Annotated in this window: 29 protein-coding genes and 1 riboswitch; of the genes, 8 read left to right on the top strand and 21 right to left on the bottom strand. The window is 73.6% G+C overall.

What is annotated here, in order from left to right; translation table 11 throughout:
* Positions 1–5 precede the first annotated feature (5 nt).
* The 19 genes from EV562_RS01830 to EV562_RS01740 form a co-directional block, all read right to left on the bottom strand.
* On the bottom strand, positions 6–1,916 hold the full coding sequence (locus tag EV562_RS01830; protein ID WP_133884843.1) for a DUF2264 domain-containing protein: 1,911 nt from the start codon (positions 1,914–1,916) through the stop codon (positions 6–8).
* The gene (locus EV562_RS01825; protein WP_133884842.1) at positions 1,913–2,944 is read right to left on the bottom strand and encodes a hydroxyacid dehydrogenase; all 1,032 of its coding nucleotides are present in this window, start codon (positions 2,942–2,944) and stop codon (positions 1,913–1,915) included. Before EV562_RS01825 ends, EV562_RS01830 begins: the two co-directional genes overlap by 4 nt.
* Positions 2,941–3,804 (bottom strand): carbohydrate ABC transporter permease, encoded by an 864-nt coding sequence (locus EV562_RS01820; protein ID WP_133884841.1) that lies wholly within the window; start codon positions 3,802–3,804, stop codon positions 2,941–2,943. Before EV562_RS01820 ends, EV562_RS01825 begins: the two co-directional genes overlap by 4 nt.
* Positions 3,801–4,787: a sugar ABC transporter permease gene (locus EV562_RS01815; protein WP_133884840.1), complete on the bottom strand. Its 987-nt coding sequence runs from the start codon at positions 4,785–4,787 to the stop codon at positions 3,801–3,803. The genes EV562_RS01820 and EV562_RS01815 overlap by 4 nt, the downstream gene beginning before the upstream one ends.
* Before the next feature lie 26 nt (positions 4,788–4,813).
* Positions 4,814–6,145, bottom strand: coding sequence for a sugar ABC transporter substrate-binding protein (locus EV562_RS01810; RefSeq protein ID WP_133884839.1), 1,332 nt, complete (start codon positions 6,143–6,145; stop codon positions 4,814–4,816).
* 126 nt (positions 6,146–6,271) lie between these two features.
* Entirely contained in the window at positions 6,272–7,396 is a 1,125-nt protein-coding gene (locus tag EV562_RS01805) for a substrate-binding domain-containing protein (protein ID WP_133884838.1), read from the bottom strand.
* A gap of 189 nt (positions 7,397–7,585) precedes the next feature.
* Positions 7,586–7,888, bottom strand: a complete 303-nt coding sequence (locus EV562_RS01800; RefSeq protein ID WP_133884837.1) for a gas vesicle protein K — start codon at positions 7,886–7,888, stop codon at positions 7,586–7,588.
* Positions 7,885–8,133, bottom strand: coding sequence for a gas vesicle protein (locus EV562_RS01795; protein WP_207627778.1), 249 nt, complete (start codon positions 8,131–8,133; stop codon positions 7,885–7,887). Before EV562_RS01795 ends, EV562_RS01800 begins: the two co-directional genes overlap by 4 nt.
* Positions 8,130–8,969, bottom strand: coding sequence for a GvpL/GvpF family gas vesicle protein (locus tag EV562_RS01790; protein WP_133884836.1), 840 nt, complete (start codon positions 8,967–8,969; stop codon positions 8,130–8,132). Before EV562_RS01790 ends, EV562_RS01795 begins: the two co-directional genes overlap by 4 nt.
* Positions 8,966–9,307: a gas vesicle protein gene (locus EV562_RS01785; protein WP_133884835.1), complete on the bottom strand. Its 342-nt coding sequence runs from the start codon at positions 9,305–9,307 to the stop codon at positions 8,966–8,968. Before EV562_RS01785 ends, EV562_RS01790 begins: the two co-directional genes overlap by 4 nt.
* 24 nt (positions 9,308–9,331) lie before the next feature.
* Complete coding sequence (locus EV562_RS01780; RefSeq protein WP_133884834.1) at positions 9,332–10,351, bottom strand: SRPBCC family protein; 1,020 nt, start codon at positions 10,349–10,351, stop codon at positions 9,332–9,334.
* Positions 10,348–10,968: a hypothetical protein gene (locus EV562_RS01775; RefSeq protein ID WP_133884833.1), complete on the bottom strand. Its 621-nt coding sequence runs from the start codon at positions 10,966–10,968 to the stop codon at positions 10,348–10,350. The genes EV562_RS01780 and EV562_RS01775 overlap by 4 nt, the downstream gene beginning before the upstream one ends.
* On the bottom strand, positions 10,965–11,243 hold the full coding sequence (locus tag EV562_RS01770; protein ID WP_133884832.1) for a gas vesicle protein GvpG: 279 nt from the start codon (positions 11,241–11,243) through the stop codon (positions 10,965–10,967). Before EV562_RS01770 ends, EV562_RS01775 begins: the two co-directional genes overlap by 4 nt.
* A 4-nt stretch (positions 11,244–11,247) precedes the next feature.
* A complete protein-coding gene (locus tag EV562_RS01765; protein WP_133884831.1) occupies positions 11,248–12,078 on the bottom strand; it encodes a GvpL/GvpF family gas vesicle protein in 831 nt (276 codons plus the stop codon).
* Complete coding sequence (gene gvpJ / locus EV562_RS01760; RefSeq protein ID WP_133884830.1) at positions 12,075–12,602, bottom strand: gas vesicle protein GvpJ; 528 nt, start codon at positions 12,600–12,602, stop codon at positions 12,075–12,077. Before gvpJ ends, EV562_RS01765 begins: the two co-directional genes overlap by 4 nt.
* Positions 12,603–12,638: 36 nt before the next feature.
* Positions 12,639–12,956 carry a gas vesicle protein gene (locus EV562_RS01755; RefSeq protein ID WP_133884829.1) on the bottom strand — a complete coding sequence of 106 codons (318 nt, stop codon included), beginning with the start codon at positions 12,954–12,956 and terminating at the stop codon, positions 12,639–12,641.
* Between the two features lie 42 nt (positions 12,957–12,998).
* On the bottom strand, positions 12,999–13,652 hold the full coding sequence (locus tag EV562_RS01750; protein WP_133884828.1) for a class I SAM-dependent methyltransferase: 654 nt from the start codon (positions 13,650–13,652) through the stop codon (positions 12,999–13,001).
* Between the two features lie 133 nt (positions 13,653–13,785).
* Positions 13,786–14,586 (bottom strand): SDR family NAD(P)-dependent oxidoreductase, encoded by an 801-nt coding sequence (locus tag EV562_RS01745; RefSeq protein WP_133884827.1) that lies wholly within the window; start codon positions 14,584–14,586, stop codon positions 13,786–13,788.
* Positions 14,587–14,652: 66 nt separating this feature from the next.
* Positions 14,653–15,267 carry a TetR/AcrR family transcriptional regulator gene (locus EV562_RS01740; RefSeq protein WP_133884826.1) on the bottom strand — a complete coding sequence of 205 codons (615 nt, stop codon included), beginning with the start codon at positions 15,265–15,267 and terminating at the stop codon, positions 14,653–14,655.
* Positions 15,268–15,380: 113 nt separating this feature from the next.
* On the opposite strand from EV562_RS01740, the gene EV562_RS01735 reads away from it, so the two are divergent.
* The 3 genes from EV562_RS01735 to EV562_RS01725 all read left to right on the top strand — a co-directional run bounded on the left by EV562_RS01735 (position 15,381) and on the right by EV562_RS01725 (position 20,500).
* The gene (locus tag EV562_RS01735) at positions 15,381–16,394 is read left to right on the top strand and encodes a zinc-binding dehydrogenase (RefSeq protein WP_133884825.1); all 1,014 of its coding nucleotides are present in this window, start codon (positions 15,381–15,383) and stop codon (positions 16,392–16,394) included.
* Between the two features lie 178 nt (positions 16,395–16,572).
* Positions 16,573–18,648, top strand: a complete 2,076-nt coding sequence (locus EV562_RS01730; protein ID WP_243859944.1) for a DUF1996 domain-containing protein — start codon at positions 16,573–16,575, stop codon at positions 18,646–18,648.
* A gap of 154 nt (positions 18,649–18,802) precedes the next feature.
* Positions 18,803–20,500, top strand: coding sequence for a hypothetical protein (locus EV562_RS01725; RefSeq protein ID WP_133884823.1), 1,698 nt, complete (start codon positions 18,803–18,805; stop codon positions 20,498–20,500).
* Between the two features lie 63 nt (positions 20,501–20,563).
* Here EV562_RS01725 and EV562_RS01720 read toward each other — a convergent pair whose 3' ends face one another.
* Complete coding sequence (locus EV562_RS01720; RefSeq protein WP_133884822.1) at positions 20,564–21,139, bottom strand: TerD family protein; 576 nt, start codon at positions 21,137–21,139, stop codon at positions 20,564–20,566.
* Positions 21,140–21,261: 122 nt separating this feature from the next.
* On the opposite strand from EV562_RS01720, the gene EV562_RS01715 reads away from it, so the two are divergent.
* The 5 genes from EV562_RS01715 (at position 21,262) to EV562_RS01695 (ending at position 26,021) form a co-directional block, all read left to right on the top strand.
* On the top strand, positions 21,262–21,648 hold the full coding sequence (locus EV562_RS01715; RefSeq protein WP_133884821.1) for a BlaI/MecI/CopY family transcriptional regulator: 387 nt from the start codon (positions 21,262–21,264) through the stop codon (positions 21,646–21,648).
* A gap of 6 nt (positions 21,649–21,654) precedes the next feature.
* The gene (locus EV562_RS01710; RefSeq protein ID WP_133884820.1) at positions 21,655–22,587 is read left to right on the top strand and encodes a M56 family metallopeptidase; all 933 of its coding nucleotides are present in this window, start codon (positions 21,655–21,657) and stop codon (positions 22,585–22,587) included.
* A 286-nt stretch (positions 22,588–22,873) separates the two neighbouring features.
* Positions 22,874–23,059: riboswitch (cobalamin riboswitch) on the top strand.
* Between the two features lie 150 nt (positions 23,060–23,209).
* Positions 23,210–24,190, top strand: coding sequence for an ABC transporter substrate-binding protein (locus tag EV562_RS01705; RefSeq protein WP_243859965.1), 981 nt, complete (start codon positions 23,210–23,212; stop codon positions 24,188–24,190).
* A 38-nt stretch (positions 24,191–24,228) separates the two neighbouring features.
* Entirely contained in the window at positions 24,229–25,251 is a 1,023-nt protein-coding gene (locus EV562_RS01700; protein WP_243859964.1) for an iron chelate uptake ABC transporter family permease subunit, read from the top strand.
* Positions 25,248–26,021, top strand: a complete 774-nt coding sequence (locus tag EV562_RS01695; protein ID WP_133884818.1) for an ABC transporter ATP-binding protein — start codon at positions 25,248–25,250, stop codon at positions 26,019–26,021. Before EV562_RS01700 ends, EV562_RS01695 begins: the two co-directional genes overlap by 4 nt.
* Before the next feature lie 42 nt (positions 26,022–26,063).
* Here the strand turns inward: EV562_RS01695 and EV562_RS01690 are convergent, their stop codons facing one another.
* Positions 26,064–26,519, bottom strand: coding sequence for an NAD(P)H-dependent oxidoreductase (locus EV562_RS01690; RefSeq protein WP_133884817.1), 456 nt, complete (start codon positions 26,517–26,519; stop codon positions 26,064–26,066).
* Between the last annotated feature and the right edge of the window lie 34 nt (positions 26,520–26,553).

Genomic DNA, 26,553 nt, shown 5'->3' with positions numbered 1-26,553 from the left:
CACGGTCACCTCAGTGACAGGTCCTGTCCCTCCGTGTGCGTCACCCCCACCGGGCCGAACGAGACCCGGGTGCGGGCGCCGTCCGCCCAGACCACCTCCACGCCGTCCTCGCCGGGCACCACCTCCGTCACCGCGGCGGCGGCCGGGGCGACCACCGGTTCCCCCGTCAGCGCGGCCAGCCCGACGTGCACGGAGGTGCCGCCCGCCGCGCCGGACAGCCGGGGCAGCTCCGCCCACGGCACGTACGCGGTGCCCTGCGGGGCACGCACGGTCTCCGTTCCGGGCTCCCAGCCGTACAGGCCGTGCAGCGTCGAGGTCAGCGACTCCTCGGGGCCCGTGGCCCACCCGGTGTGCGTGACCCGCGCTCCGGGCGGCGCGCCGACCACCCGGTGCACCCGCAGCTCGTACGGTCCCCGGGCCACGGTCACGCTCTCCACCCGCAGCCCCGGCACCATGGGCGGCCCGCCCCTGAACACGGGCCGGTGCCAGGACGCCGCCCAGCCCCAGCCGTCGCCCTGCCCCACGCCCAGCGGCCGGACGCGGCGCCGCACACTGGACCGGCCGTTCACCTCGACCGACAGGTGGTTGTCGGCCACGTTCTGCCGCGCCGTGGGACCCGTCCGCGTCGAGTAGGCCTGCCGCCCGTAGTGCGGGTCGTCCTCGGCGGCCGACTCGCCCTCGTGCGGCCGGACATGGTCGCTGCCGTGGTTGTGCAGCCGTACGATCCCGTCGCCGCGGGTCGCCTGCACCAGCAGCCCCGGCGCGGTCAGCGCCAGGACCCGGTCCGCCTGCTCCACCGGTGCGGGCTCCTCCGCCGCCGTCCACAGCGGGTGCTCCGCCGGGGCGAGGAGGGACACGAACGCCTTCGACGCCCAGTACGGGGAGGCGGGACCCGAGTACTCCTGCAGGGTCGCCTCGTGCGGGCCGTACCAGCCCAGGCTCAGCAGCCCCTCGTCCGTCAGCGCCCCGCGGTCCACGAAGTACCGCAGGCTGCCGCTCACCAGCCGCCGCGAGGCACCCGGCGTCAGCGGCGTGTGCCCGGTGAGGGCGCCCAGGCCCACGGCCGCCGACGCGGCGAAGCGGTAGGTGAGCGAGCGGCCGAAGTGCAGCGGCGCCCCGTCGGCCCCGAACATCAGGGCGAAGCCGTCGAGGTGGGCCCGCAGCCGGTCCCCGTACCGGGCGAGGGCGTCGGTGTCGCCGCCCAGGTGGGCGTCCAGCACCGGGTAGAGGTGCAGGGTCCACCCGTTGTAGTGGTCGAAGGCGCGTCCGTCGCCGTCGGCGTACCAGCCCTCCCCCCGGTACCAGCCCTCCATCAGCTCCAGCGCCCGCTCCCGGGCCGCGGCCGTCTCGGCGTCGCCCCGGCCGACGGACTCCAGGAACCCGGCGACCGTGTAGGGGAACAGGTACCAGTTGTTGGGCGCCGGCACGTGCCGCAGCGCACCGCGCAGCCACTCCTCAACCCGGTCCTGCACGCCGGAGTCGAGGTGCTTCCACAGCCACGGCGCGGTCAGCCGCAGCCCGAGCGCCACCGACGCCGACTCGACCATGGGCTGGCCCTGCACGTCGTGGTCGAGGATCACCGGCCAGGACTCGGTGTCCTCCCGGCCGGGGGTGAGGGTGCCCGCGGCGAGACCCTCCGCGTAACGGTCCAGCCAGCCGCGGGGGTCCGCGCCGCCCGCCCCGGCGACCCGGAAGCCCGCCGCGAGGAACGTCCGCGCGAACCCCTCGAGACCGTCGGAGCGCACCCCCGAACGCGAGGGCCGGCCCGGCAGGTCCAGCAGCGCGCGGCCGGGGGTGCTCCAGCGCCACGCGGCCCACAGCAGCCCGTCCGCGACGGCCTCCCAGTGGGCGCGGGTGTAACCGGTGTACGAGCTCGACGCACGGTCCTCGGGGGGCAGTTCGAACGGGATGCTCATGCCAGGAACGCCAGCCTTTCGCGTCGTACGGGATGGAGAAAGCCGGAACCGGACGCCCAGCGGGTCGTCTCGGCGAGGGCGAGGTCGGCCAGACGGCGCCACTCGTTGCCCTCGGAGCCGGCGAGGTGCGGAGTGATCAGGGCGTTCTCGCAGTCCCACAGCGGGTGGTCCGGCGGCAGCGCCTCGGGGTCGGTGACGTCCAGCACGGCCCGGATGCGGCCGGCCACGACGGCGTCGGTGAGCGCCTCCTGGTCGATCACCGCTCCCCGGGAGGTGTTGATCAGCACCGCGTCGGCGGGCATCGCGTCGATCAGCGGACGGCTCACCAGACCACGGGTCGTGGGCAGCAGCGGGGTGTGCACGCTGACGGTGTCGCACCGCGCGAACAGCTCCGGCAGCTCCACGGCCTCGACGCCGAGGCCGGCCGCCTCCGCGTCGCTCACGAACGGGTCGTGCAGCAGGATCTCGACGTCGTGCGGCCGCAGCAGCTCGACGACCCGGCGGCCGATCAGCGAGGCGGACAGGACGCCCACCGTGCGGCGGTAGTTGCCGACGCCGCGCGAGGTGCGCAGCCAGTCGCCGCGCGTCCGGGACACCCGGTAGTCGCGGGCCCGCTCCAGCACCCGCTTGCCGCTCAGCAGGATCATGCCGAGGGTGTACTCGGCCACCGGCAGCGCGTTGGCCGCGGCGGCCGAGGAGACCTCGATCCCCCGCTCCCAGCACGCGTCCGTGACGTGCCCGCGGACGCTGCCCGCCGTGTGCACCACGGCCCGCAGCCGGGGCGCCGACCGCAGCACGTCCGCGTCCAGCGGCGGACAGCCCCACCCGGTGATCAGCAGCTCCACGTCCGCCAGCACGGATCTCGCCCGCGCCGTGGTCAGGTCGTCGAGCACCGGGAACGGCGCCAGGTCGCACACCCGGCGGAACGCGGCCAGGGACTGGGGATCGAGGACGGCCGAGGCGGCGTCCGGGGACATGGCCACGGCGGCACGGGGCCGGGGGCCGGGTCCTGGGTCGTGCACGGTCACTTGACGGCTCCGGCGGTCAGGCCGCTGCGCCAGAAGCGCTGGAGCAGCACGAAGGCGAGAATGAGCGGCAGTACGGCGAGCAGTGAGCCCATGATGACCACGGGGTAGTACTCGGGCGACACGGAGGCCGAGCTGTTCCACTGGTACAGGCCGAGACTGACGGGATACAGGTCCTGGTCGGACAGCATCACCATGGGCAGGAAGAAGTTGTTCCAGATCGCGGTCAGCTGGAACAGGAAGACGGTGATCAGACCCGGGCCCAGCATCCTGAACGCCACCCGGGCGTACGTGGTCAGCTCGCCGGCACCGTCCACCCGGGCCGCCTCCAGCACCTCGTCCGGCACGTAGCCGCGCGCGAAGATCCGGCCGAGGTAGACACCGAACGGATTGAACAGCACCGGGATGAAGACCGCCCAGAAGGTGTTGACCAGGCCGGCCTCGGACGCCATCAGGTACAGCGGCAGCGCGAGCACGGTCTGCGGCACCATCACCGCCGCCAGCACCAGGCCGAACAGCTTCTCCTTGTGCCGGAAGCGGTACTTGTCGAAGGCGTAGCCGCAGGCCACGCTCACCAGTGCGCCGACGGCGGCGCCGATCACCGCGTACAGCAGGCTGTTGACGTACCAGCGGCCGTACAGCCCGCCGTCCATGGCGAAGACGTCCCGGAGGTTCTGCAGGAGGGAGAAGTCGCTCAGGGACAGCAGGTCGCTGCTGAACAGCGCGTCGCGGTTCTTGGCCGAGGCCAGCACCAGCCACAGCACCGGCAGCAGGGTGTAGAGGACAGAGACAGCGACGACCACGTTGACGGTCGCCCTCCCCAGCAGCCTCGGGCGGAGCAGGGAGCTGTCGGCGGCGCTCATCGGGCCTCCTCGGAGTCGGCGCGGCCGGTGAAACGGGTGACGCCGTAGGACAGGGCGATGGTGCACACCAGCAGGACCACCGAGGCGGCCGCGGCGAGGCTGTAGTTGTTGCGGGTGAAGGCCGCGTCGTAGATGTACATGCTGGGCGAGAACCGCGAGTTGATCATCGGCGAGGACTGGCTGAGCAGCATCGGCTCGGTGAACAGCTGGAGCGCCCAGATCAGGGTGAAGATCGAGACCATCACGATGGACGCCCGTACCAGCGGCGTCTTGACCTGGAGCGCGGTGCGCACCGGCCCGGCGCCGTCCACGACGGACGCCTCGATCACCTCGCGGGGCACGGCCTGGAGGGCGGCGTAGAAGACCACCATGTTGTAGCCGAGGTTGCTCCACAGGGCGATGTTCACGATGGACGGGACGACCGTGTGCACGCCCAGGAAGTCGACCGTTATGTCGCCCTTGGCGAACAGCTCGATCACCGGGCTGATGCCGGGCGTGTACAGGTAGAGCCAGATCAGCGCCGCGATGATGCCGGGCACCGCGTGCGGCAGGAACAGCCCGAGCTGGGCGAGGCCGCGCAGCCGGACCACGCCGGAGTCCAGGAGCAGGGCGAGGGCGAGTGCGCCGAGGACCATCAGCGGGATGTAGATCAGGCAGTACAGGGCGACCGTGCCCAGCCCGCCGAGGAAGGTGGGGTCGGTGAGGACGGCGGCGTAGGAGCGCAGCCCGACGAAGACCGTGCGTTCGGGGCCGAAGCCGAGGCCGGGCTGGTCGTCGCTGAAGAAGCTGAGGTAGACGGCGGTGCCGACGGGGATCAGGAAGACGGTGACCAGCAGGGCGAAGAACGGCGTCATCAGGACGCCGGCGGCGGTCAGTTGACGGCGCTTGGCCGCTCTTCGGGCCCGCAGGCCCGCGGCCCCGGGCGCCGGGGAGGCGGCGCGGGCGGCGCCGGCCGGCACCCGTGAGTGGGTGGTGGTGGTCATGGGTGTGTCACCTGCCTTTCGTCGGCTCAGGTGCTGTGCTGGGTGGTGGACAGGCCGAGGGCCTTGAGGTCGGGCATGGTGCCCTCCTGGGCGGTGCGCAGTGACTCGACGAGGCTGCCCTGGCCGCCGCCGACGCGCGCGAAGGAGTCCTGCATGACCTTCTGGGTGGCGCTCATCCGCGGTCCCCACAGCCACTGGTCGCCGATCTTCGCGGCCTCCTGTTCGAACAGGCCGTAGATGTCCTGGCCGCCGTAGTACGAGCGGTCGAAGGCCTCGCGGCCCACCGCGACCAGGCCGGGGGCGGCCGGGTACTGGCTGCTGGTGCCGCTGGAGAGCCGGGCGCGCAGGGCGTCGGGGTGGGAGACCTGCCACTCGATGAACTCCATCGCGGCCTCCGGGTGCCTGCTGTCCCGGGTGATCGCGAAGGTGGATCCGCCGTGGGTGCCGGCAGAGGGGCTGCCGGTGTCCCACTGCGGCAGCGGTGCGATCCGCCACCGGCCCTTCTGCCCGGGCCGCGCGTTCATCTGGGCGCCGGCGTCCCAGGCGCCGCTGAGCCGGGTGAGGACCAGCCCGTTGCCGATCTGCGCGTCGGACTGCCTGCTCTCGACGGCGTTCAGGAAGACGTCGTCCCGGTCGATCAGTTCCTGCCAGTACGCGGCGACCCGCCGGGAGGGCGCGTCGGCGAGCGAGACGTTCCAGGCGCCCTTCGAGGTGTCGAACCACCGGGCGCCCGCCTGCCAGGCGTAACAGGCGAACTGCGTCATACCGTCGGTGGGGAAGAGCACCAGCCTGCGGTCGGGCGCCTTGCGGTGCACGGTGGCGGCCTGCTCGGCGAACTCCTCCCAGGTGCGAGCGACTTCGAGTCCGTACTGGTCGAAAAGGTCGGCGCGGTAGTGCATCACCATGGGTTCGACGTCCAGCGGCACGGCGAACACCCGGCGTTCGAAGGTGGTCAGGCCGAGCGCCTGCGGCAGCAGCTTGCGGCGCAGGCCGTCACTGACCAGGTCGGTGATGTCGCGGGCGACGCCGTCGATGGCGAACCCCGGGACCTGCGGGTACTCGAGGGTGGCGACGTCGGGCGCGTTGCCGGCCCGGGCGGCGTTGCTGAGCTTGGCGTAGCCGCCCTGCCCGCCGGAGGGGATCTGCTGGAACTCCACCTGGACGTTCCGGTGGGTGCGGTTGAACGCGTCGACCACTTCCTGGCTGCCGCGCAGGGCGGACCAGAAGGTGATGCGGGTGGTGGTGCCCGTGCTGGCCGACGATGCGCCGTTCCCCCCGCTGCAGGCGCTCACGGCTCCTGTCAGGGGTAGGGCGGTCATCGCGGCGAGCACGGAGCGACGGCTGGGTCGTCCGGGCATGGCGCCTCCGCGGCTCCTGCGGGCCCGTACCAGGTGCGGACCCGACTCTTCGAGACACGGGAATCCTGAACGCCCCGCCCCAAACGGTCAATAGATCGATCAGAAGAAAATGAAACGCTCAAACGCTCATCCGTCGAGCGGTTCGGACAAGTCGAGCGGTTCGGACAGCCGGTCCGTCGACCCGCGCACCACCAGCCGCGGCAGCAGCTCGATCCGCCGGCCCGGCTGCCGGCCGCCGCCCGCCCCGGCCAGCCGCTGGAGCAGCAGCTCCGCCGCCGCCTGCCCCACCTCCGCCTTCGGCGGCGCCACGGCCGTCAGCGGGGGTGAGGTCAGCCCGGCCACCACGTCGTCGTACGCGACCACCGAGCAGTCGTCCGGCACCCGCACGCCCTCCTCCGCGAGCCGCTGGACGACCATCAGCGCGTCCACGTCGCCGTGCAGCACCATCGCGGTCGCGCCCACCTTGCGCATCAGCGCGGGCAGCTCGGCGCTCTCGTCCTCCGCGTACGGCCCGTCGGCCCCGGCCTCCGGTGCGATCAGCGTCCACGCCCACCGCTCCACCAGGGGGTGCGCCCCGGCGATCTCGGTGAGGGCGGCCCGCAGCGAACGGGCGGTGGGGCTGTCGTGGCGGGTGGCGAACACCAGACGCCGGTGGCCGAGCCCCACCAGGTGCTCGACCGCGAGGTGCGCCCCGTACCAGTGGTCCGAGCAGACCGAGTCCAGGGCGTGCAGCGCGCTGCCGCGCCACGGGCGGCGCTCCATCAGCACCGTCGGCACGCCGACCCCGGCCAGCCACTCGTGGTCGGCCTCCTCGTCGGCCCGGCCGCGCCAGCGCGGGGCGATCAGCAGCCCGTCCGCACCGTCCGACAGCGCCCGTTCCACCAGCGGGCGCTCGGCCCCGGACGCCCGCGGCGCGAGATGCAGGGCCATCCGCACCCCGGCGCGCTCCAGGACCGTGCGCGCCCCGTGCAGCGTCTCGGTCAGGTACGAGTGCCGGACGGGGACGACCACGGCCACCCGGTCCCCGCCCGCCGGGACCGGTTCGTGGGCCGTCTCCCGGGCCGGCAGCGTCGACCGCACGACCCCGTGGCCGCGGCTCAGCCTGCCCTCGCGCGTCAGCTCCTCCACGTCGCGGCGCACGGTGACGACCGAGACCTGCAACTCGTCGGCGAGGTCGCGCACCCGCGCGGTGCCGCGCGCCTGGACCGCCGCCAGTATCCGCTGGCGCCTGAGATCGACCGGCTCCCGCATCAGGTCTCCCCACCCGAGAATGTTCGTTTGAGCGATTCCGCGTCATCATAACGATCGCTCGTGCCGGGTGTCGGTGTCCCCGCGGTTCCGGCTCATGCGGCCCGAGCCCCTGCGGTTCTGTGCCCTTGCGGTTCTGTACCGCTGCGGTCGTGAGCGGCTGCCGTCCCGAGCGCCTGCGGCTCCCAGCGCCTACGGTTCCGGGTCTGCGAGGAGGGACCCCAGCGGGCCCAGGTCGAGGTTCAGGTCGGAGCGGCTCAGTCCGTGCTGGGCGCACAGGTCGTCCATGCGCTCGTCGAGCAGCATGAGCGCCGTGCCGAGCCGGTCCTCCTGCTCCGTGCTCAGGGTGCCCTCGTCGAAGCGGCGCACGGCCTGGCGCTCCATGAGCTGGCGCAGCAGCTCCACGACGGTCAGGACCAGGGCGGCCAGGTCGTTCGTGACCCGCTCCGGATCCAGGTCCAGGGTCTTGGCGTCCTCCGCCCGGGGCCCGGTCACAGCGGCCCGCTGTCCGGCCAGGGAGCGGGCACCCGCTCGTTCACCGACGACAGCAGCGCGTGCAGCGAGATCCGCACCAGCGGCACGTCCGCGATGGCCAGCACCAGATCGCCGCTGACCACGACACCGGTCGCCAGCACCCGGTCCAGCAGGTCCACCAGTGGCACACCGACCGGTGCGTACGGCTCCGGGCCGCCCCAGGGCACGGGGGCCGGGCCCGGTGTACGCGCGTCAGGGACGGTCATGGGCGGGCCTCCCGGTCCGGGCCCGCTTGCGGGTCCTCGTCCCAGCGGGCGAAGGAGTACGGGATCCACGGACCCGAGGCGTCGACCCGTACGGACGGACCGCGGCCCCCGGCGGTGAGACGGGCCAGCGCTTCCGTGAAGGCGGTGCGCCGTGCGTCGTCCACCAGGTAGGCCAGATTGAGCAGTTGCGGGCTCCTGCGGCCCGTGAGCCGCTCGCTCTGCGGACGGTGCCGTGTCGTGTCGACCGCGTACCGCCGCAGCTCGGCGTCGACCGCCTCCGCCGCGGCCAGTGCCTTCCCGTGCGCGCTCTGCCGATCACGCCGTCGTGCGCTGACCCGGCTCAGGTAGGCCCGTCCGCCTCCGGCGTCCCCCCGGGTCCCGGTGTCCGTGGCGGGCTCCGGCGCGGTCTCGGCGGCGTGCACCTTCACCGCCCACTCCGTCCGGTCGCGGAGGCGGTCGAGCAGCGTGGCCAGCACGGGGCGCCGGGCGGCGACGGCCCGCGCCGCGGTAGGTTCCCCGCGGTACAGCGTCGCCATCGGCAGCGGCACGACGGCGCCGCGCCCGGCCGCGGCCACGACGCCCCGATGGTGGGCGCGTGCGCAGCGTTCCAGGTCGTCCGGCCGGTTGAGGCGTTCGGTCAGCGCCTCCTCGTCGAACAGGGCCGCGGGGACGTCCTGGACGACGAGGCACAGGTCGCCGACGGTCAGGACGCGCAGCGGACCGCCCTCCTCGTGTCCCCGTACCTCCGCGAGCCCCGCGGGGTCCGGCGGGTTGCGGGTGACGGCGAAGGCGCAGAGGAGGCCGGGGGCCGCCGCTCTGGCGGCGGCCGGGCTCATCGCACGGCTCCCGCCGCTTCCTCGGCGCCCTCCAGGGCGTCGAGACGTTCCCGCAGCCGTGCGTTCTCCTCGGCGAGCGCGTCCCGGGCGGCACGGGACGACAGCGCGGGGTCGGTCTCCCACCAGTCGATGCCGGCCTTCTTCGCGGTGTCCACGGAGGCGATGAACAGCCGCAACCGGATGGTCAGCAGCTCGATGTCGAGCAGATCGATCTTGATGTCCCCGGCGATGACGATGCCCTTGTCCAGGACGCGTTCGAGGAGGTCGGCGAGGCTGCCGGAGGGAGGCCCGTAGGGCTGTGCCTCCAGGTCCGGGTACCGGTGGTCGAGGTCGGTCACCGCGTGCTCCCCGCGGCGTCGGCGTCAACGGCGCCGACGGGGACGGCGCTCGTCTTCCTCTTCCTCGTCCTCGTCGTCTTGCTCGTCCTCATACGGCTCCTCCTCCTCGTCGTACTCGCCTTCCTCGTCGTCGTCTTCCTCGTCCTCGTCCTCGTCGTACTCGTCCTCCGCGCCCTCGTCGTCGCCGTCGCCGTCGCCGTCGCCGTCGCCGTCGTCTTCGTCGGCGGACTCGTCCTCGGACCCGGGCTCCTCGGCGTTCTCCTCCTCCAGCGCTTCCTCGTGGCTCCTGACGACCTCGCCGTCGCGGATCTCACCGCGCCAGCCCTCGATCTCCTCGTCGTCCGCCAGGGTCACGTGCCGCACGAAGTGCTTCAGGTCCAGCCGCAGCCGGCGTCCCTGGGCGCGCCAGATGTTGGCGGTCTTCTCGAAGAATCCCGACGGGTAGTACTCGACGACCACGACGACGCGGGTCAGCCGGGGCGCCAGTTCGTGGAAACTGGCCACCCCGTTGGTGCTGCCCTTGGCGCCCTCCGAGGTCCAGACGATCCGCTGGTCGGGGATCTGCTCCTGGACGGTCGCCTTCCAACTGCGCGTCGAGAAGGCGATCTTCGCGGTCCAGTCCGAGGTCACCTCGTCGTTGGGGCTGACGCTCTGGACGCCCTTGGTGAAGCCGCTGAACTCCTGGAGCTGCGTCCACTGGTCGTAGACGGTGCGCAGGGGGACGCCGATGTCGACGGTCTCCATGATGTGCGTCGCCTTGACGCTGCCGCCGCCGCTCTTCCCGCCGCCGCCCTTTGACCCCCCACCACCGTTGGATCCACCGCCCTTGGATCCACCGCCCTTGGATCCGCCACCGTTCGTGGAACCGCCGCCTCCGGAGCCGCCGCCGTCGGCCGAGTCGGTCAGGCGGTCGGTCAGGGACCCGATCCGGTCCCCCGCCCTGCCGACGAGGCCGTGCCCCGCTGCGGAGAGGTAACCGCCCAGGGCATCCTTGAGGTCACCCAGAGGGGAGGGTCCGCCGTCGTCCTGCCGGTCGGGGGTCATGCTCGCCCACCTCCGCGCCTGCTGCCCCGGTCCGCCGTGCGCTTCGCCGGTGCCGATTTCTTGGCGGCCGTCTTCTTGGCGGCCGTCTTCTTCGCGGCCTTCTTGGCCGTCTTCTTCGCCGGAGCCGCGGCCTTGCGCGGCGGAGCCTTCCTGGCAGCCTTCCGGGGCGGCGACGGCGCGGGCCGTCGGTCTTCCTCCCGGTCCTCCTCGTCGAAGTAGGAGTCCTCGTCCGGGGCGTCCTCGTCCCAGTCGTCGCCCCGGCCGCCCTCGTCGTCCTCGCCGTCCTCGCCGTCACCCCGCCGGCCCTCGCCGGCGAGTGCGTCGGTACGGTCGCGGAGCGCGTCCGCGAGTCCGGTGAGCCGGCGGTTCGCCGCGGCGGTGACGGCCGCACGTCCGGCGGTCAGCAGCTCGTCCCGGATCTGGTCGCCCAACTCCTGGAACTGCGGTGCTTTTTGCAGACTGCCCAGCCCCTGGCCGAGTACTTGGCCGGGGGAGAGGCCGACGCGTTTGCCCACGAGGTAGGAGCCGACGGCGAAGGCGAGCTTGGCCTTCTTCGTGCGCCCCAGTAGGTATCCGCCCGCCACAGCCGCCGCCATGGCCGCCTTGCTGTCGTTCATAGGTGTCGTCTCCGCGCTGGTTTCGTGGTGGTCGTACGGCCGCCGGACCGGGCCGGGCGTTCCAGGAGGGTGAGCAGACGCTCCTCCTCCCGTTCGAAGACCGCCTCGTCGACGGCGCCCTCGTCCAGGGCCCGGTTGAGAGCGGCCAGTCGTGCTTGGACGGCGCGTGGGTCGTGTGCCTGGCGCCGGGCCTCCTGCAGCAGGTGGTCGGCGATCCACGCCGTCCCGCGCACCGGTGCGAGGGGCAGCAGGAGGAGACCGCTCACGATGCCCATGCGGTCACCGGCCGGCGGGTGCCGCGGGGCGTGGGTCGACGAAGCTGTAACAGGGCAGGGGCCCCGTCACGCTGAGGGCCAGCCGGTCCCCGCAGACCCGGGCCCGCTCCGCCACCGCCTCCCTGAACCTCGCTTCGTCCCCCGACCGCACCAGGAACGACGCGCTGAGCACCTGCTCGTCGTCGGTCGTGCCCTGGACGGTCCGTTCGGCGAGCGGGGCCAGCCGGTCGACGACCTCCCGGGCCGCGCGCCGTGCCTCGCGGCGCACACTCAGGGCGATGGCTTCGCCCAACCGGACGTTGGCCTCGTAGTCAGGCCGGCGTCGGGTCCGCAGGGCCAGGGCCCGCAGCTGGTCGTCCCGGCGCACCAGGTCGGCGAAGTGGCCGGGCACCACCGTTCCCTTGACGTTGAGTTCCACGCACCCCCGGACGCCTTCGAGCTGCTCGGTCAAGTGGGATGCGTCGGTGCGCAGTTGGGAGAGCAGGGTGTCGGTCCGCGGGCTGAGGACCGCGAACCGCATGGGTAGCACCGGTCCTTGCGCCGCCATGTCGTCCAGGACGGCCTGGTGGGCCTGCAGGTCACGGCGCCGGGGCCGCAGTCGCGGGGGCGCGTCGGACACCGCCGCACACAGTCCCGACTCGCTCACCAGCCGCACCGGGGCGCCGTCGACGCCCCGGGAGCGGGGGGTGCGGATCCCGGCGGGGGCGATGCCGTAGACGTACAGGGCCTTCGGCGCGGTCGCCGGTTCCCCGGCGGTGACGGCGGGGGCGGTGGCGACGGCGGTGTCGGTGGTGTCGATGGTGTACGGGGACGCGGTGGTGGCGGGCGCGGTCATTCGTCCTCCGTCTCGGAGCGTCGGCGGGGGCGGGAACGGGGGCGGTCGTCCTCGTCGCGGGAGCGGGCGGCCGGCCGGCTGCGGGGCCGCTGCGTGCTCCTCGCACGCTCCGCGCGTTCGCGGGGGCGGGCCCGCCCGTCCTCCGCCTCCTCCTGCTCGGACTCGGGGTCGGGTTCGGGTTCGGGGGCGAGGACGTCGCGCACCTTGTCGGTCAGGGAGCGCGCCGTCCGCCTGGCGCCGGCCTTGCCCACGGTCTTGGCCACCGGGCTGCCGAACATCTCGGGGACGGTCTTGGAGCGCACGTCGTGCTCCAGGTCCAGACGGTTGCAGGCCTCGGCGAACCGTAGATAGGTGTCGACGCTCGCGACCACGATGCGTGCGTCCACCTTGAGGATCTCGATGCCGACCAGGGAGACGCGCACGAAGACGTCGATCACCATGCCGCGGTCGAGGATGAGTTCGAGGACGTCGTAGAGGGTTCCGGCGCGAGGCGCGCAGACGACCTCGTCGTCGTAGGTGATCATGCGGTGGTCCTTCCGGATGCGGGCGTCACGACCCGCTCACTGGTCCTGGGCACCGCGCCGGTAGCGCGCGATCCTGCGGTACTGGATCAGGTCGCCCGGCGCGTCCAGCTCGACCTCGTAGGTGGCGAGCAGACTGGTGGTGTCCGGGATGCGTGCCACCTCCAGCACGTCCACGTTGACGATCCAGCCGCCGTCCTCGCTCCGGCGCACCGCGGAGACCCCTTCCAGGCGGTGCCGGATCAGCTCGGACAGCGCGTCGGCGGCGTGCCGGGCGGCGTCACGGGCGTCCCGCACGTCCCGCTCGCGCGTGGCCGTGGAAGTGGTGCGGCGCCGTCGCTCGCCAGGTTCTGTCATGCTGCCCACTCTGACCGCGGGCCCGGATCCGCGCGTGCGCAGTTACCCCATCCGGGGCTGCGCCGGACGCCGGCAGTGCAGGAAGAGGTGCGGCTCGGGCCGGGCGTCCGGATGGGCCGGGGTGAACATCGACGCCTCCTGCGCCAGCACCTCCAGGCCCGCCTCCTCGACCAGGGTGACCAGCTCCTGCGCGGGGAAGCTGGTGACGCGCACCGGCTGGCCCATGAAGACGGCGTCGACGTCCTCCACGTCGAGCGGCACGGTGGCCAGGACCAGGTAGCCCTCCGGCTTCGGCAACCGCGCCAGACGCCGCACGAGGTCCCGCTGCTCCCGCCGGTCCAGCTGGAGCAGTGAGAAGTACACGCAGACGGCGTCGAAGGAGGCGTCCTCCAGGGGCACGTCACGGACGTCGGCGCACCGGAAGGTGGCGGCCGGCACCTGCCGCGCGGCCAGCTCCACCATGACGGGGGAGACGTCGACGCCCAGCACCGCGTGCCCGGCGTTCACCAGGGTCTCGGCGGTGGGACGGCCCGTGCCGCTGCCCACGTCCAGCACCCGGCTGCCCGGCGCGAGCCGCGCCAGCAGCCACTCCAGTGAGCGGCGGTGCGTCCTCGACCCGGCGAACGCCTTCTCGTACTCGGCGCCCAGCGCGTCGAACGCGGCGGCGGGCCGCGGGCGTTCCCGGTCGTGGGTCACGGCGGTCCCTTCGGTGCGGTGAACCGGTGCCCGGGTATCGTTCCACCGCCGGTGAGCCGCCGACAAGAGGCCCTTCGGGTACCGCTCCGGACCGGACGCGGGCGGGACGGGTGAACGGTCACCGCCGGCAGTGCTAGTGATCGTCGTCGTGCCGCGCTGTCCCCGGTTCGGCCATCCGGCGGTGCACGGCGGCCTTGACGCGGTCCGGCAGCACCTTGTCCGCCACCCCCTGGGCCTTGGTCTTCGCCGAGCCGGTGACCAGCTTCCCGCGGCCCTTCATGACGGCGTCGAACGCCTGCCGGGCGACCTGCGCGGGATCGTCCTTCGGCATCGTGCCGACCTTGGTGTCCTCCATGCCGGCCCGCCGGAAGAAGTCGGTCTCCGTCGGCCCCGGCATGAAGGAGGTGACGGTGACACCGGTGTCCCGGACCTCCTCCTGCAGCGCCTGCGCGAAGGACTGGACGAACGACTTCGACGCGTTGTACACCGCCTGGAAGGAGCCCGGCATCGTCGCCGCGACCGAGGACGTGAACATCAGCCGCCCGACCCCGCGCGCCACCATGCCCCGCAGCAGGGGCTTGGTGAGCCGCACGGTCGACGTCACGTCGAGGTCGATGACGGACTGGTCGTCCGCGGGATCGGTGTCGACGAAGGCGCCACCCCGCCCCACGCCCGCGTTGAGGGCCGCCACGTCCACGGCGAGCCCGGTCAGGGCGGCGACCAGGTGGTCCACGCCCTCGGAGCTCCTGAGGTCGGCGCGCACCGCCCGTACGTCCGCGCCGGTCTCCCGAAGCCGCTGGGCGGCGTGCTCCAGCCGCTCGTCCTCGGCGTTCACCACGAGGTCGTAGCCGTGCTCCGCGAACAGCGCGGCGAGTTCGTACCCGATTCCGCTGGACGCCCCGGTGACCAGGGCGAGCGGCCTGCTGCGGTCCATGGCTCCTCCGTCCTCGGCGCACCCGCGCCCGCGGAGCGCCGGGTTCCCACGATCCGGGCCTCCACCTCACCGCGGCCGAGCGCCGGGCGGGACCGCCGGACCGGGACGGGCCCCGCCGAGGGCCAGGTCCACCAGCCCCCGGACGAGTGCGTCGTCCAGCGGCGCCCCGCTGAGCAGCACCCGGACGAACAGCGGACCGCTCACCGCCTCGATCAGCAGCCCGGGATCGGTGTCCGCGGCCAGCTCACCCCGCTCGACACCCCGCCGGACCATCACCACGGCACGGCCGAGACGCTCACCCCAGTAGGGACCCCGCCGGTCCTCCAGGGTGTCGTCGTGCTCGACGCTCAGCCGCAGCAGCGCCCGCCCCTGCGGGGAGGCGAGCAGCCGGGCCAGCGCGGAGAAGAACGCCAGCAGGTCGTCCCGGACCCGTCCGGTGTCCGGCACCGGCAGCGCCGCGTCCAGCTCGGTGGTCAGCGCGTCCATGATCAGGTTCTCGCGCGTGCCCCACCGCCGGTACACGGACGTCTCGTGCACCCCGGCCGCCCTGGCCACGGCGCCGACCGTCGTCCCCGCCAGGCCTCGGCTGGACAGCAGGTCCACGGCGGCGGCCAGCACCGCCCGCCGCATCCGCTCCCCACGGCGGCGCAGGGGTGGGGCGGCGGATTCCGGAGTGCTCATCCGGCCAGCGTAAAGCAAGTCGTCCTGTGTTGGGTGTACGGTCAAAGCAAGTCGACCTGCGATGGACCGCTGGGGACCGCCCGGGGTCGCCACCGCACCGAGGAGGTCCTGTCATGGCGCAGATGCTCGCCGCCCGCCTGCACGTCCCGAGCCGCACCCTGCGACTCGAAGAAGTGCCCCGCCCGCAGCCGGGCCCGGGGGAGGTGCTGGTCAAGGTCGAAGCGGCCGGCGTGTGCCTGTCCGACGTGCACCTCATCGACGGCACCCTCACCCCGCTGCTCCTCCAGGGGGACACCGTCACCCTGGGCCACGAGGTCTCCGGCACCGTCGCCGAGATTGGCGAAGGGGTCACCGCCTGGTCCCCCGGGCAGCGGGTCGTGCTCCATGCCGGCGAGACGCGCGACGGCGTCGTCCACACCCGCGGCGTCGACTACGACGGCGGCTGGGCCGAGTACGCCCTCTCCGACGCCGACGCCATGACCCCGCTGCCCGACGCCATCCCGTTCGAGCAGGGCGCGATCATCCCGGACGCCGTGTCCACCCCCTGGGGCGCGATCACCGAGAGCGGCGCGGTCCGGCCCGCCGAGGCGGTCGGCGTGTGGGGCGTCGGCGGCCTCGGCGTCCACGCCGTGCAACTCCTCCGGGCGATCGGCGCCTGTCCCGTCGTCGCCGTCGACCCGAGCCCCGTCGCACGCGAACGCGCCCTGGCCGCGGGCGCCGACCTCGCCCTCGACTCCGCCGACCCGGAGCTGCGCCGGACCGTCCGGGAAGCGACCGGCGGCCTCGGTCTCGCCGCCGCCTTCGACTTCGCGGGCGTGCCGCCCGTGCGGGAGCAGGCGGTCTCCGTCCTCGCCCCCAAGGGGCGGCTGGTCCTGGTGGGCCTGACCGACAAGCCGCTCACCGTCGCGGACGGGACCCGCTTCAGCTACCTCCAGCAGCGCATCCTCGGCCACTACGGATCCGACATGCCGGTGGCCCTGCCGCAGCTCCTGCGGCTGATCCAGGGCGGACGGCTGGACTTCTCCGGGTCCGTCAGCGGGGTCCTGCCCCTGAGCGAGGCCGCCGAGGCGGTCACCCGTCTGGAGAAGAAGGAGGGCGACCCGATCCGGCTGGTCCTGCGCCCGTGAGGTGAGGGAAGGCTGAGAATTCCAGCGGTGGTTGAACGCTCCGGCCCCCGGTTCCGTATGGAGCCGGGGGCCTTTCACGTCGTAGTCCGTCACGACGTCCGTCACGACACAGGAGCACGCCTTGGGACACAACAGGCGCAGACGCCCGACCGGGGCGCGACGCGCGACCTTCGGAGCGGTGGCGCTGATACTGGGGGGCGGCGGTCTGGTGGCCGTGAACGTCTTCGCCTCCGCGACCGAGTCCGGCAACGCCGCCGTACCCCTGGGCAGTTCCGGAGTCGCGGCCACCGTCGACTGCCCCGACCCGGCCGAACGGCTCACGGCCGTCCCGGAGCAGGCCAGGCCCGAGGTCGACACCGAACTCGCCCACCTCGACGAACAGGTCGCCACCGCCTACCGCACGCTCCAGGAAGCCGCCCGCACCGCGGACGACGGCACCCTCGACGAGGGCGCGGTCCTCGACCCGCTGAAGAAGGAGCGCGCGGCGACGATCGAGCGCATCGCCGCCGCCATCGACAAGGCCGGTGACCGCCCCGAGGGCCTGGACACCCTGGCCGAGTGCACCCTGCGCCGCACCGAGATCGCGTCGGCGGACACGGGCAGCGGCAGCCCGGACCAGCGGGGCGGGGGGCAGGGAGGGACAGCGGCACCGGAACAGGGGCAGCAGGAGGGCGAGGACGGCGAGTCCGGCGGCGAGCAGCAGCCCGGCAACGGCGGACAGGCGGGCAACGGCCCCGTGGCGGCGGACTACGCCGACATCGAGTCGGTCCAGCCGAACACCGCGCGGGCAGCCCGCCAGAAGCAGGCCTCGACCGGCTCCTTCGCCACCAGCTGCGGGGTCAACGCCGATGGTCTGTTCAACTCGGACAACCTGATCGCGGCCCCGGGCGTGAGCAACGGCGCCCACCACTTCCACGACTACGTCGGCAACCAGGACAGCAACGCCTTCTCCAGCGACGAGGACCTGGCCGCCGCCGGGACCAGCTGTGCGGACCAGGGCGACAAGTCCTCGTACTACTGGCCCGTGTTGCGGCTCCAGAACGGCACCGCCGAACAGGACGCCCAGTCGCCGGGCGGAGGCATCGAGGGCAACGCGGGTGAGATCGTCACGCCGGCCGAGGTGACGCTGACGTTCCAGGGCAACGAGCGCGGCAAGGTCACGGAGATGCCGCGGCTGCTGCGCATCATCACCGGCGACGCGAAGGCGTTCGTCAACGGCAACACCAACGCGAACGCCTCCTGGAGCTGCACCGGTTTCGAGGACCGGCAGCTCAAGGACAAGTACCCGCTCTGCCCCTCGGGGAGTGACGTGGTGCGCACCTTCACCTTCCAGAGCTGCTGGGACGGCCGCAACATCGACAGTGCCAACCACCGCACCCACATGGCCTTCGCCGCCGCCGACGGCAGCTGCCCCGAGGGCTTCGTGCCCGTCCCGCGCCTGGTGCAGCGCGTCGTGTACGACGTGGCCGCGCCCAGCCTCGGCGACGGGGGCAGGACCGCTCCGCTGTTCGCCGTGGACTCCTTCCCCGAGCAGCTGCACAAGCCGGTCACCGACCACAGCGACTTCATCAACGTCTTCGACGAGGACCTGATGCGCGAGATGGTCGAGTGCATCAACTCCGGCCGGGAGTGCGGCCCGGACACGCCACCGGCGACCGACCCGGGCGAGGGCGGGGAAGAGCCCGGTGACGACGGCGGCCAGAGTGCCGAGCCGCCGGCCGAGCAGACCGCCACCGCCACCGCCACCGCGCCCGCGGACGCCGGGCAGGGCGGACAGGACGGCCAGGACGAAGCGGGCGGCAAGGACGACGGGAACGCTCCCGGCCGGGACCACCACCAGGACGAGACGCAGAACGCGGGTGGCGAGGACGGTCGGAATGACGGCCGGGAGACCGGCCAGGACGGGCAGGACGGGCAGGACGACGGTAGTGAGGACGCCCACGCCGGTGGCGACGAGCCCAAGCCCCCGGCCGCGGGCCGGGGCGCCGGAGCCTCCGCGAGCGCCGAGCCCAGGGCCGCGACCACACCGTCCGCCGCCCCGGACGCCGTGAGCAGCGCCGTGGCGGCACCCGGGAACACCGGGAGCACCGGAGGCACCGGCAGCGGCGGCGACGCCGGGCCGGCGCCGGAACTCCAGGCACAGGGCGGCCTCGCCGAGACGGGTTCCGGCCTCGGTCTGTGGCCCGCGGCGGTGGGCGGCGTGCTCTTCGCCGGCGGATGCGTGCTGCTCGTCCGGTCCAGGCGGCGTGCGTGACGACCGGGCCGGCACCGGCATGACGGACGGGTGGGCGGGGCTCCCCGCCCACCCGTCGTGACGAGCGATCGAACACGCCACCGCGCCGCGGGAACCGGCTCATTCGGGGTGTCGCCAGTCCCCGCGCCCGGGCGCAGCCCGGTATATGTCCCTCATGGACTACTACGACCTGGGCGGCCACGGCCGTCCGGTGACGACCTCGTCGCCCGAGGCCCAGCGGTGGTTCGACCGCGGCCTGGTGTGGACGTACGCCTTCCACCACGAGGAGGCCGTCGAGTGCTTCGAGGCCGCCGCCGCGGCGGACCCGGAGTGCGCCATGGCCCACTGGGGCATCGCCTACGCACTCGGCCCCAACTACAACAAACCGTGGGAGGCCTTCGGCGCCGAGGAGCTGACCCGGGCCGTCGGCCGCACGCACGCCGCCGTCGAACGCGCCCACGGTCTGGCGGACCGGGCCACCCCGGTCGAGCGCGCCCTGATCGGCGCCCTGCGCGCCCGGTACCCCCGGTCGAGCGCCGTGGAGGACTGCTCGGTGTGGAACGCGCCGTACGCGGACGGCATGCGCGCCGTCCACGAACTGGCCCCCGACGACCTGGACGTGGCCGCTCTCTACGCCGACGCCCTGATGAACCTGACCCCCTGGCAGCTGTGGGACCTGTCCACGGGGCTGCCCGCCGAGGGCGCGCGCACGCCGGTGGCGAAGCGGGTGCTGGAGCGGGCCCTGGCCGCCGACGGGGGGCGCGACCACCCCGGAGTCCTGCACCTCTACATCCACCTGATGGAGATGTCCCCCACTCCCGAGGCGGCCCTCACCGTCGCCGACCGGCTGCGCGGCCTGGTGCCCGACGCGGGGCACCTCCAGCACATGCCGTCCCACCTCGAAGTGCTGTGCGGCGACTACCGCCGGGTGGTGTCGGACAACGACGCCGCGATCGTCGCCGACGAGAAGTACCGCGCCCGGTCGGGTGCGATGAACTTCTACACCCTCTACCGCTCGCACAACTACCACTTCAGGATCTACGGCGCGATGTTCCTCGGCCGCTCCGACGTCGCCCTCGACACCGCGGCCCGGCTGGAGGCGTCGATCCCCGAGGAACTGCTGCGGGTGGAGAGCCCGCCGATGGCCGACTGGCTCGAGGGCTTCCTGGCGATGCGGGTGCACGTCCTGATCCGGTTCGGCCGCTGGGCGGACATCCTCGCCCTGCCGCTGCCCGCCGACCCGCGCCTGTACTGCGTGACGACCGCGATGCTCCACTACGCCCGCGGCGTCGCCCTCTCGGCCACCGGACGGGTGACCGAGGCGGAGGCCGAGCGGGTCTCGTTCCGCGCGGCGGTCGCCCGGGTGCCCGGGTCCCGCACGCTGTTCAACAACACCTGCGCCGATCTCCTGGCCATCGCCTCGGCCATGCTCGACGGCGAGCTGGAGTACCGCAGGGGCGACCACGCCGCCGCCTTCGCCGCCCTGGAACGCTCGATCGAGCTGGACGACAGCCTGCCCTACGACGAACCCTGGGGCTGGATGCAGCCCACCCGGCACGCCTACGGCGCCCTGCTCCTGGAACAGGGCCGGATCGCCGAGGCCGAGGCGGTCTACCGCGCCGACCTGGGACTGGACGACACCCTGCCCCGTCCGCTCCAGCACCCGAACAACGTCTGGGCGCTGCACGGGCTCCACGAGTGCCTGGTGCGGCTGGACCGGGCGGGGGAGGCGCGGATCGTGGCCCAGCAGCTGAAGCTCGCCGCCGCGCTGGCGGACGTACCGGTCGAGGCGTCCTGCTTCTGCCGCCTCGACACCGCCGGCCCCGCCGCCCCGGCCGGCGGCGAGGCCGGCTGCTGCACCACGGACCACTGACCAGGCGGGGTCGTGCCCCGGGACTCGCGGCCCGGGGCACGGCCCCGGAGGGCCGGGACTGGATCAGACGTTGACGCCGAAGTCCGACGCGATGCCCGCGAGACCCGAGGCGTACCCCTGGCCGACCGCCCGGAACTTCCACTCCGCGCCGTGCCGGTACAGCTCGCCGAAGACCATCGCGGTCTCCGTCGAGGCGTCCTCGGACAGGTCGTAGCGAGCGATCTCCTGGTCGTTCGCCTGGTTGACGACCCGGATGAAGGCGTTGCGGACCTGGCCGAAGCTCTGGCCCCGGTTCTCCGCGTCATGGATGGAGACCGGGAAGACGATCCGGTCCACCTCGGCCGGCACCGCGGCGAGGTTCACCTTGACCGCCTCGTCGTCGCCCTCACCCTCACCGGTGAGGTTGTCACCGGTGTGCTCCACCGATCCGTCGGGGCTGGTGAGGTTGTTGTAGAAGACGAAGTGCCCGTCCGAGAGCACCTTGCCCGACGCGTCCAGGAGCAACGCGGAGGCGTCGAGGTCGTAGTCGGTGCCGGTCGTGGTGCGCACGTCCCAGCCCAGACCGACCAGCACGGCGGTCAGGCCGGGTGCCTCCTTGCTGAGCGAGACGTTGCCGCCCTTGGCCAGGGAAACTCCCACTGCGTTCTCCTTCGTCGCGTTCGCCGTGTCACGGATACCTGCCGCCAATCTACAGCAGTGTAGAAATCAGTTTTCTATACGATGGCGCTCCGGAAGACGATGGTGGCGGAAGGAGGCGGGCCGTGACGGATGACCGGCGTCCGCGGCGGCGGGGGCAGGGCGAACTCGAGGCGCTGGTGCTCTCCGCGCTGCGCGGGGCGGACGGCCCCGCGACGGCCGGCTGGGTGCAGGAGCGCCTCGGCGGCGACCTCGCCTACACCACCGTGATCACGATCCTGACCAGACTGCTGGAGAAGGGCGCCGTCAGCCGTGAGCGTACGGGCCGGTCCTTCGCCTGGACGCCCGCCTCCGACCAGGCGGGCCTGGCCGCGCGGAAGATGCGCAAGGTGCTGGACGGCGAGAGCGACCGGGAAGCGGTGCTGGCCAGCTTCGTCACCGGCCTCGATCCCGACGACGAGCGACTGCTGCGCGCACTGCTGGGGCACGCGCGCGCCGCGGAGGACGACTGACGCCGCATGGGGGTCTTCGTCTTCCTGCCGCTGGTCCTGCCGCTGACGGCCTGGCCGATCGCCAGACTGGCCGAGCAGCACCTGCACCCGCGGACCGCGACCAGGCTGCTCACCGCCGTCGCCGCCGTGATGGCCCTGTGCAGCACGGTGTGCCTGGCACTGGTGATGGTGGTCGGCACCGCCCAACTGCCCGGCAACCCACTGCCCGACGGCTGGTCCGACCCCGAGGTGCGGGCGGCGGTGCCCTACGACGAGGTGGTCGGCAAGGCGGCCATCCCCGCCCTCTGCACGGTGGTCGCGGCCTCGGCGCGGGCCTTGTGGCGGCACGGCAGGGTGCGCCGCCGCGCCCACCGCGCGCTGGCCGGTCTCCCGGGCACCGGTGTCGCCGTACTGCCGGACGGCGTGCCCTACGCCTACGCGCTGCCCGGCGGCCGCCGGGACCGCGTGGTGGTGAGTACGGCCCTGCTCGACTGCCTCGACGCGGGTGAGAGGCGCGCGCTGTTCGCCCACGAGCGCGCTCACCTCGCCGCCCGGCACCACCGCTTCCTGCTCGCCGTCCGGCTCGCCGCGCTGGCCAACCCGTTCCTGCGTCCCCTGCGCACGGCCGTGTCCTACACGACGGAGCGGTGGGCGGACGAGGCCGCCGCACGGACCGTCGGCGACCGCCGCGCGGTGGCCACGGCGATCGGCAAGGCGGCCCTCGTCTCCCGTGGCACCCCCGCCCCCACCCTCGCCGGCCTCGCGTCCCCCGGCCCGGTCCCGCGCCGGGTGGCGGCCCTGCTGGGTCCCGCTCCCGCCGTCCGCGCCTGGCCCCCGGTCTTCACGTCGGTGGGTCTGGCGGCGTGGGCCGCGGCCGCCGGAGCCGCCGTCTCGGCGATGTCGTCCGCGAACGCCGCCGTCACGATGTTCCTCATCCTGCGGGCCGCGACGCCACTCTGAGTCCCCCTCGCTCCTCGACCGGCCGACCGCCACCGACCACCTCGGACGCGGACGGGTCCCGCACGGCCGACGGCTCCGCCGGCGTGACCCGCGGTGACGCCGTGCGCCACAACGCCGCGACCGCCGACGCCGCGACCGCCGACGCCGCGACCGCCGACGCCGAGAGCTGCCTCATCGGCAACAGTGCTCGGGTCCGCGGACCGACGGGCCCACGGGCCGCGCGCGGGCGGGTGGGCCCGGGGAGCGGGGCGGGCAGCGGCCGCCCTCCGGCGCGGCGCCGCCCCTGTGGTAGCTTGCGCAAGCCAGTCGAACCCACCTGGTGGGTCAGGGAATCCGGTGCGAATCCGGAACTGACGCGCAGCGGTGAGGGGGACGGGCGGGACACGGCCACTGGGCGGCGTACGCCACCCGGGAAGGCGTTCCGTCCGGTCGATCCCGAGTCCGAAGACCTGCTGGCACCCGCGCCGCGTGCGGCGCGGGCCGCACCGTACGGACGGGCTTCGCGCATGAGCCCTCGACGCCGGAGGACCCCTCCTTGCCCGCAGCACGCCCCGTCGGCCCCCGACGTCACCTGCCCTCCCGCCGCGTCCTGAGCGGAACCGCCCTGCTCCTGTCCGCGGTCCTGTCGGCCGCAGGCTGCGGTTCCGGCACGGCCACGGACGACCCGGCCGCCGCGGCGGGCTACCCGCGCACCGTCCACGACTGCGGACAGGACGTCCGGGTCGCCGCACCGCCCCGACGGGCGGTCTCCCTCAACCAGGGCACCACGGAGATCCTGCTCTCACTCGGCCTCGCCGACCGCATGGCGGGCACCGCCACCTGGACCGACCCGGTCATGAAGGGACTGGAGAAGGCGAACGCCGGTGTCCCCCGGCTCGCCGACGACATGCCCTCCTTCGAGACGGTCCTGGACGCGGAACCCGACTTCGTCGCCGCCTCCTTCGCCTCGACGCTCGGGACCGGCGGCGTCGCCACCCGTGAGCGGTTCACGCGACTCGGCGTACCGGCCTACCTGTCACCGTCCGACTGTGTGGGCAAGGACAACAGCGGCGGCGGCGACGGCGTCCGGGACGAGACCCTCACCATGGACACCGTCTACCGCGAGGTCCGCGACCTCGCCCGCCTCTTCGACGTCGAACGGCGTGGCGAGAAACTCGTCGCCGGCCTCAGGTCCAGGGTCGACCGGGCCACCGCCGGCATCGACGCCTCCGGTGTCACCCTCATGTACTGGTTCGCCAACTCCACCTCGCCCTACCTGGCGGGCTGCTGCGGCGCCCCCGGCGTCATCACCCGGGCGGTCGGCGCGGAGAACGCCATGGCCGACACCCACGAGGAGTGGCCGCAGGCCGGCTGGGAGACGGTCGCCGACCGGGACCCCGACGTCCTGGTCCTGGGCGACCTGACCCGCAGGTCGGAGACGGCCGAGACGGCGGCGAAGAAGATCGAGTTCCTGGAGTCGAACCCGGTCACCCGGAACATGACCGCCGTCCGCGAGAAGCACTACGTGCTGCTCAGCGGGCAGGCCATGAACCCCACCGTCCGTACCGTCGAGGGCGTGGAGCAGGTGGCCGCGGCACTGCGCGAGTTCGGGCTCGTCAAGTGACTTCCACGAGCCGGGCGGGCTCCGTCCCCGGCACGCGCGTGCTCCGCCGCACCCTCCCCGTGTGGGCGGCGGCCGGGACCGTCGCCCTGTGCGCGTCGGTGGCCGTCGCCGTCACCGTCGGCCCCGCGGACATCGGCGTCGCCGACGTGTGGTCCGTGATCGCCGCCCACCTCGGGGCCGGCACCACCGCCGGGGACGTGACGCCGATCCGCGACGGCATCGTCTGGGACCTGCGGCTGCCGCGCACCCTCCTCGCGGCGGTGTGCGGCGCCGGACTCGCCGTGTGCGGGGCCGTCCTCCAGTCCCTGCTGCGCAACCCGCTCGCCGACCCCTTCGTGCTGGGCGTCTCCTCCGGTGCCTCGACCGGCGCCGTCCTGGTCGTGGTGCTCGGCGTGGGCGGCGGGGCGCTGTCGGTCCCGGGCGGGGCGTTCATCGGCGCGGTCTGCTCCTTCGCGCTGGTGATGCTGCTCAGCCACAGCCTGGGCGGCACCACGGACCGGGTGGTGCTCGCGGGAGTGGCGGCGATGCAGCTCTTCTCCGCGCTCACCTCCTTCGTGATCATGACCGCGGCCGACGCCGAGACCACCCGCGGCGTGCTGTTCTGGCTGCTCGGCTCGCTCGGCGGCGCGGGCTGGAGCGACGTGTGGACCGGTGCCGCGGCGCTGTCGCTGGTCCTGGCCGTCTGCCTCGGACACGCCAGGACACTGGACGCCTTCGCCTTCGGCCAGGACGCCGCGGCCGCGCTCGGCGTCCAAGTGGCCCGTACCCGCCTGGTGCTGCTGTGCGCCACGGCCCTGCTCACCGCCGCCCTGGTCGCCTCGGCCGGTGCGATCGGCTTCGTCGGCCTGGTGCTGCCGCACGCGGTACGGGCGCTCACCGGCCCTGGACACGCCCGGCTGCTGCCGGTCTGCGCACTCGCCGGGGCCGTATTCCTGGTGTGGGTCGACACCCTGGCCCGCACCGTCCTCGAACCGCGGGAGGTCCCGGTGGGCGTGGTGACCTCGCTGATCGGTGTGCCCGCCTTCGTGCTCGTGCTCCACCGCACCCGGAGGACACGGTGACCCTGAGCGCCGAGCGGGTCTCCCGCACCGCCGGCGGACGGCTCGTCCTGGACGGCGTCGACCTGAGCCCGCGCACCGGCGGCACGACGGGACTGCTCGGGCCCAACGGCTCCGGCAAGTCCACCCTGCTGCGGATGCTCGCCGGTGTACTCGCCCCGGCCTCCGGCGTCGTCACCCTCGACGGACGCCCCCTGGACCGGGTGGCCCGCCGGGACGTCGCCCGCCGGGTCGCCGTGGTCGAGCAGCAGACCGACACCCAGGTGGAACTGACCGTCCGGGACGTCGTCCGGCTCGGCCGCATCCCGCACCGCCGCGCCTGGACACCGGCGTCGGCGGCCGACGAGGAGGCGGTCGCGGACGCCCTCGACCGCACCGGCCTGACGGGGCAGACAGAGCGGCTCTGGCACACGCTGTCCGGCGGCGAACGCCAGCGGGTCCAGATCGCCCGCGCCCTGGCCCAGCAGCCGCGCGAACTCCTCCTCGACGAACCGACCAACCACCTCGACATCCAGCACCAGCTGGACGTGCTGGCCCTCGTCGCCGCCCTTCCCGTCACCAGCGTGATCGCCCTGCACGACCTCAACCTCGCCGCGATGTACTGCGACCACCTCGTCGTCCTCGCCGAGGGACGGGTCGTGGCCCGCGGCGCGCCCGCGGAGGTCCTGACGGCCGATCTGGTCGCGGAGGTCTACCGGGTCGACGCCGAGATCACCCGTACCGGCCCGGGCGCCCGCCCGCACGTGCGCTACCTGGGCACGCTGCCCGGCTGAGAGACGGCGCGCGCGGCCACCCGGGCCGCCGGACCGGGGAGGTCAGCCGTCCATCAGGCCGGCGGCGAGCGTGGCCCCCAGCTCCCAGCAGGCCGCCAGGTCGGCCTTGCCCGGCTCACCGGCCACCGTCACCGCGGGCGCCGCGCGCTGCCAGCCGAGGCCGGTGGTGACCGACTCGACGGCGCGCACCGCGCCGGTGGTGTCGCTGCCCCCGTGCACGTAGTAGCCGAAGGGGCGGCCGCGCGTCGCGTCCAGGCACGGGTAGTAGACCTGGTCGAAGAAGTGCTTGAGCGCACCCGACATGTAGCCCAGGTTGGCCGGGGTGCCCAGCACGAAGCCGTCCGCCTCCAGCACGTCGACGGCCGTGGCCGCCAGGGCCGCCCGCCGCAGAACCCGCACCCCTTCGATCTCGGGCGCGCTCGCCCCGGACACGACGGACTCCAGCATCGCCTGGCAGTTCGGCGACGGCGTGTGATGCACGATCAGCAAAGTGGCCACCCCGGCAGCCTGCCGCCCGGCACCCTCCGACCGC

Origin of the sequence: Streptomyces sp. BK208, from assembly GCF_004364245.1 — a bacterium.
Taxonomy (GTDB): Bacteria; Actinomycetota; Actinomycetes; order Streptomycetales; family Streptomycetaceae; genus Streptomyces.
This window is presented reverse-complemented; position numbering and strand designations above follow the sequence as displayed.

What these genes read in the sequence shown, in the direction of transcription:
- EV562_RS01830 (WP_133884843.1), bottom strand. Translation starts at nt 1,916, where the DNA reads ATGAGCATCCCGTTCGAACTGCCCCCCGAGGACCGTGCGTCGAGCTCG.
- EV562_RS01755 (WP_133884829.1), bottom strand. Translation starts at nt 12,956, where the DNA reads ATGACAGAACCTGGCGAGCGACGGCGCCGCACCACTTCCACGGCCACG.
- EV562_RS01805 (WP_133884838.1), bottom strand. Translation starts at nt 7,396, where the DNA reads ATGCGGGAGCCGGTCGATCTCAGGCGCCAGCGGATACTGGCGGCGGTC.
- EV562_RS01790 (WP_133884836.1), bottom strand. Translation starts at nt 8,969, where the DNA reads ATGAGCCCGGCCGCCGCCAGAGCGGCGGCCCCCGGCCTCCTCTGCGCC.
- EV562_RS01795 (WP_207627778.1), bottom strand. Translation starts at nt 8,133, where the DNA reads ATGACCGTCCCTGACGCGCGTACACCGGGCCCGGCCCCCGTGCCCTGG.
- EV562_RS01765 (WP_133884831.1), bottom strand. Translation starts at nt 12,078, where the DNA reads ATGACCGCGCCCGCCACCACCGCGTCCCCGTACACCATCGACACCACC.
- EV562_RS01775 (WP_133884833.1), bottom strand. Translation starts at nt 10,968, where the DNA reads ATGAACGACAGCAAGGCGGCCATGGCGGCGGCTGTGGCGGGCGGATAC.
- EV562_RS01710 (WP_133884820.1), top strand. Translation starts at nt 21,655, where the DNA reads ATGGGGGTCTTCGTCTTCCTGCCGCTGGTCCTGCCGCTGACGGCCTGG.
- EV562_RS01780 (WP_133884834.1), bottom strand. Translation starts at nt 10,351, where the DNA reads ATGACCCCCGACCGGCAGGACGACGGCGGACCCTCCCCTCTGGGTGAC.
- EV562_RS01815 (WP_133884840.1), bottom strand. Translation starts at nt 4,787, where the DNA reads ATGACCACCACCACCCACTCACGGGTGCCGGCCGGCGCCGCCCGCGCC.
- EV562_RS01810 (WP_133884839.1), bottom strand. Translation starts at nt 6,145, where the DNA reads ATGCCCGGACGACCCAGCCGTCGCTCCGTGCTCGCCGCGATGACCGCC.
- EV562_RS01745 (WP_133884827.1), bottom strand. Translation starts at nt 14,586, where the DNA reads ATGGACCGCAGCAGGCCGCTCGCCCTGGTCACCGGGGCGTCCAGCGGA.
- EV562_RS01740 (WP_133884826.1), bottom strand. Translation starts at nt 15,267, where the DNA reads ATGAGCACTCCGGAATCCGCCGCCCCACCCCTGCGCCGCCGTGGGGAG.
- EV562_RS01725 (WP_133884823.1), top strand. Translation starts at nt 18,803, where the DNA reads ATGGACTACTACGACCTGGGCGGCCACGGCCGTCCGGTGACGACCTCG.
- EV562_RS01735 (WP_133884825.1), top strand. Translation starts at nt 15,381, where the DNA reads ATGGCGCAGATGCTCGCCGCCCGCCTGCACGTCCCGAGCCGCACCCTG.
- EV562_RS01820 (WP_133884841.1), bottom strand. Translation starts at nt 3,804, where the DNA reads ATGAGCGCCGCCGACAGCTCCCTGCTCCGCCCGAGGCTGCTGGGGAGG.
- EV562_RS01770 (WP_133884832.1), bottom strand. Translation starts at nt 11,243, where the DNA reads ATGGGCATCGTGAGCGGTCTCCTCCTGCTGCCCCTCGCACCGGTGCGC.
- gvpJ (WP_133884830.1), bottom strand. Translation starts at nt 12,602, where the DNA reads ATGATCACCTACGACGACGAGGTCGTCTGCGCGCCTCGCGCCGGAACC.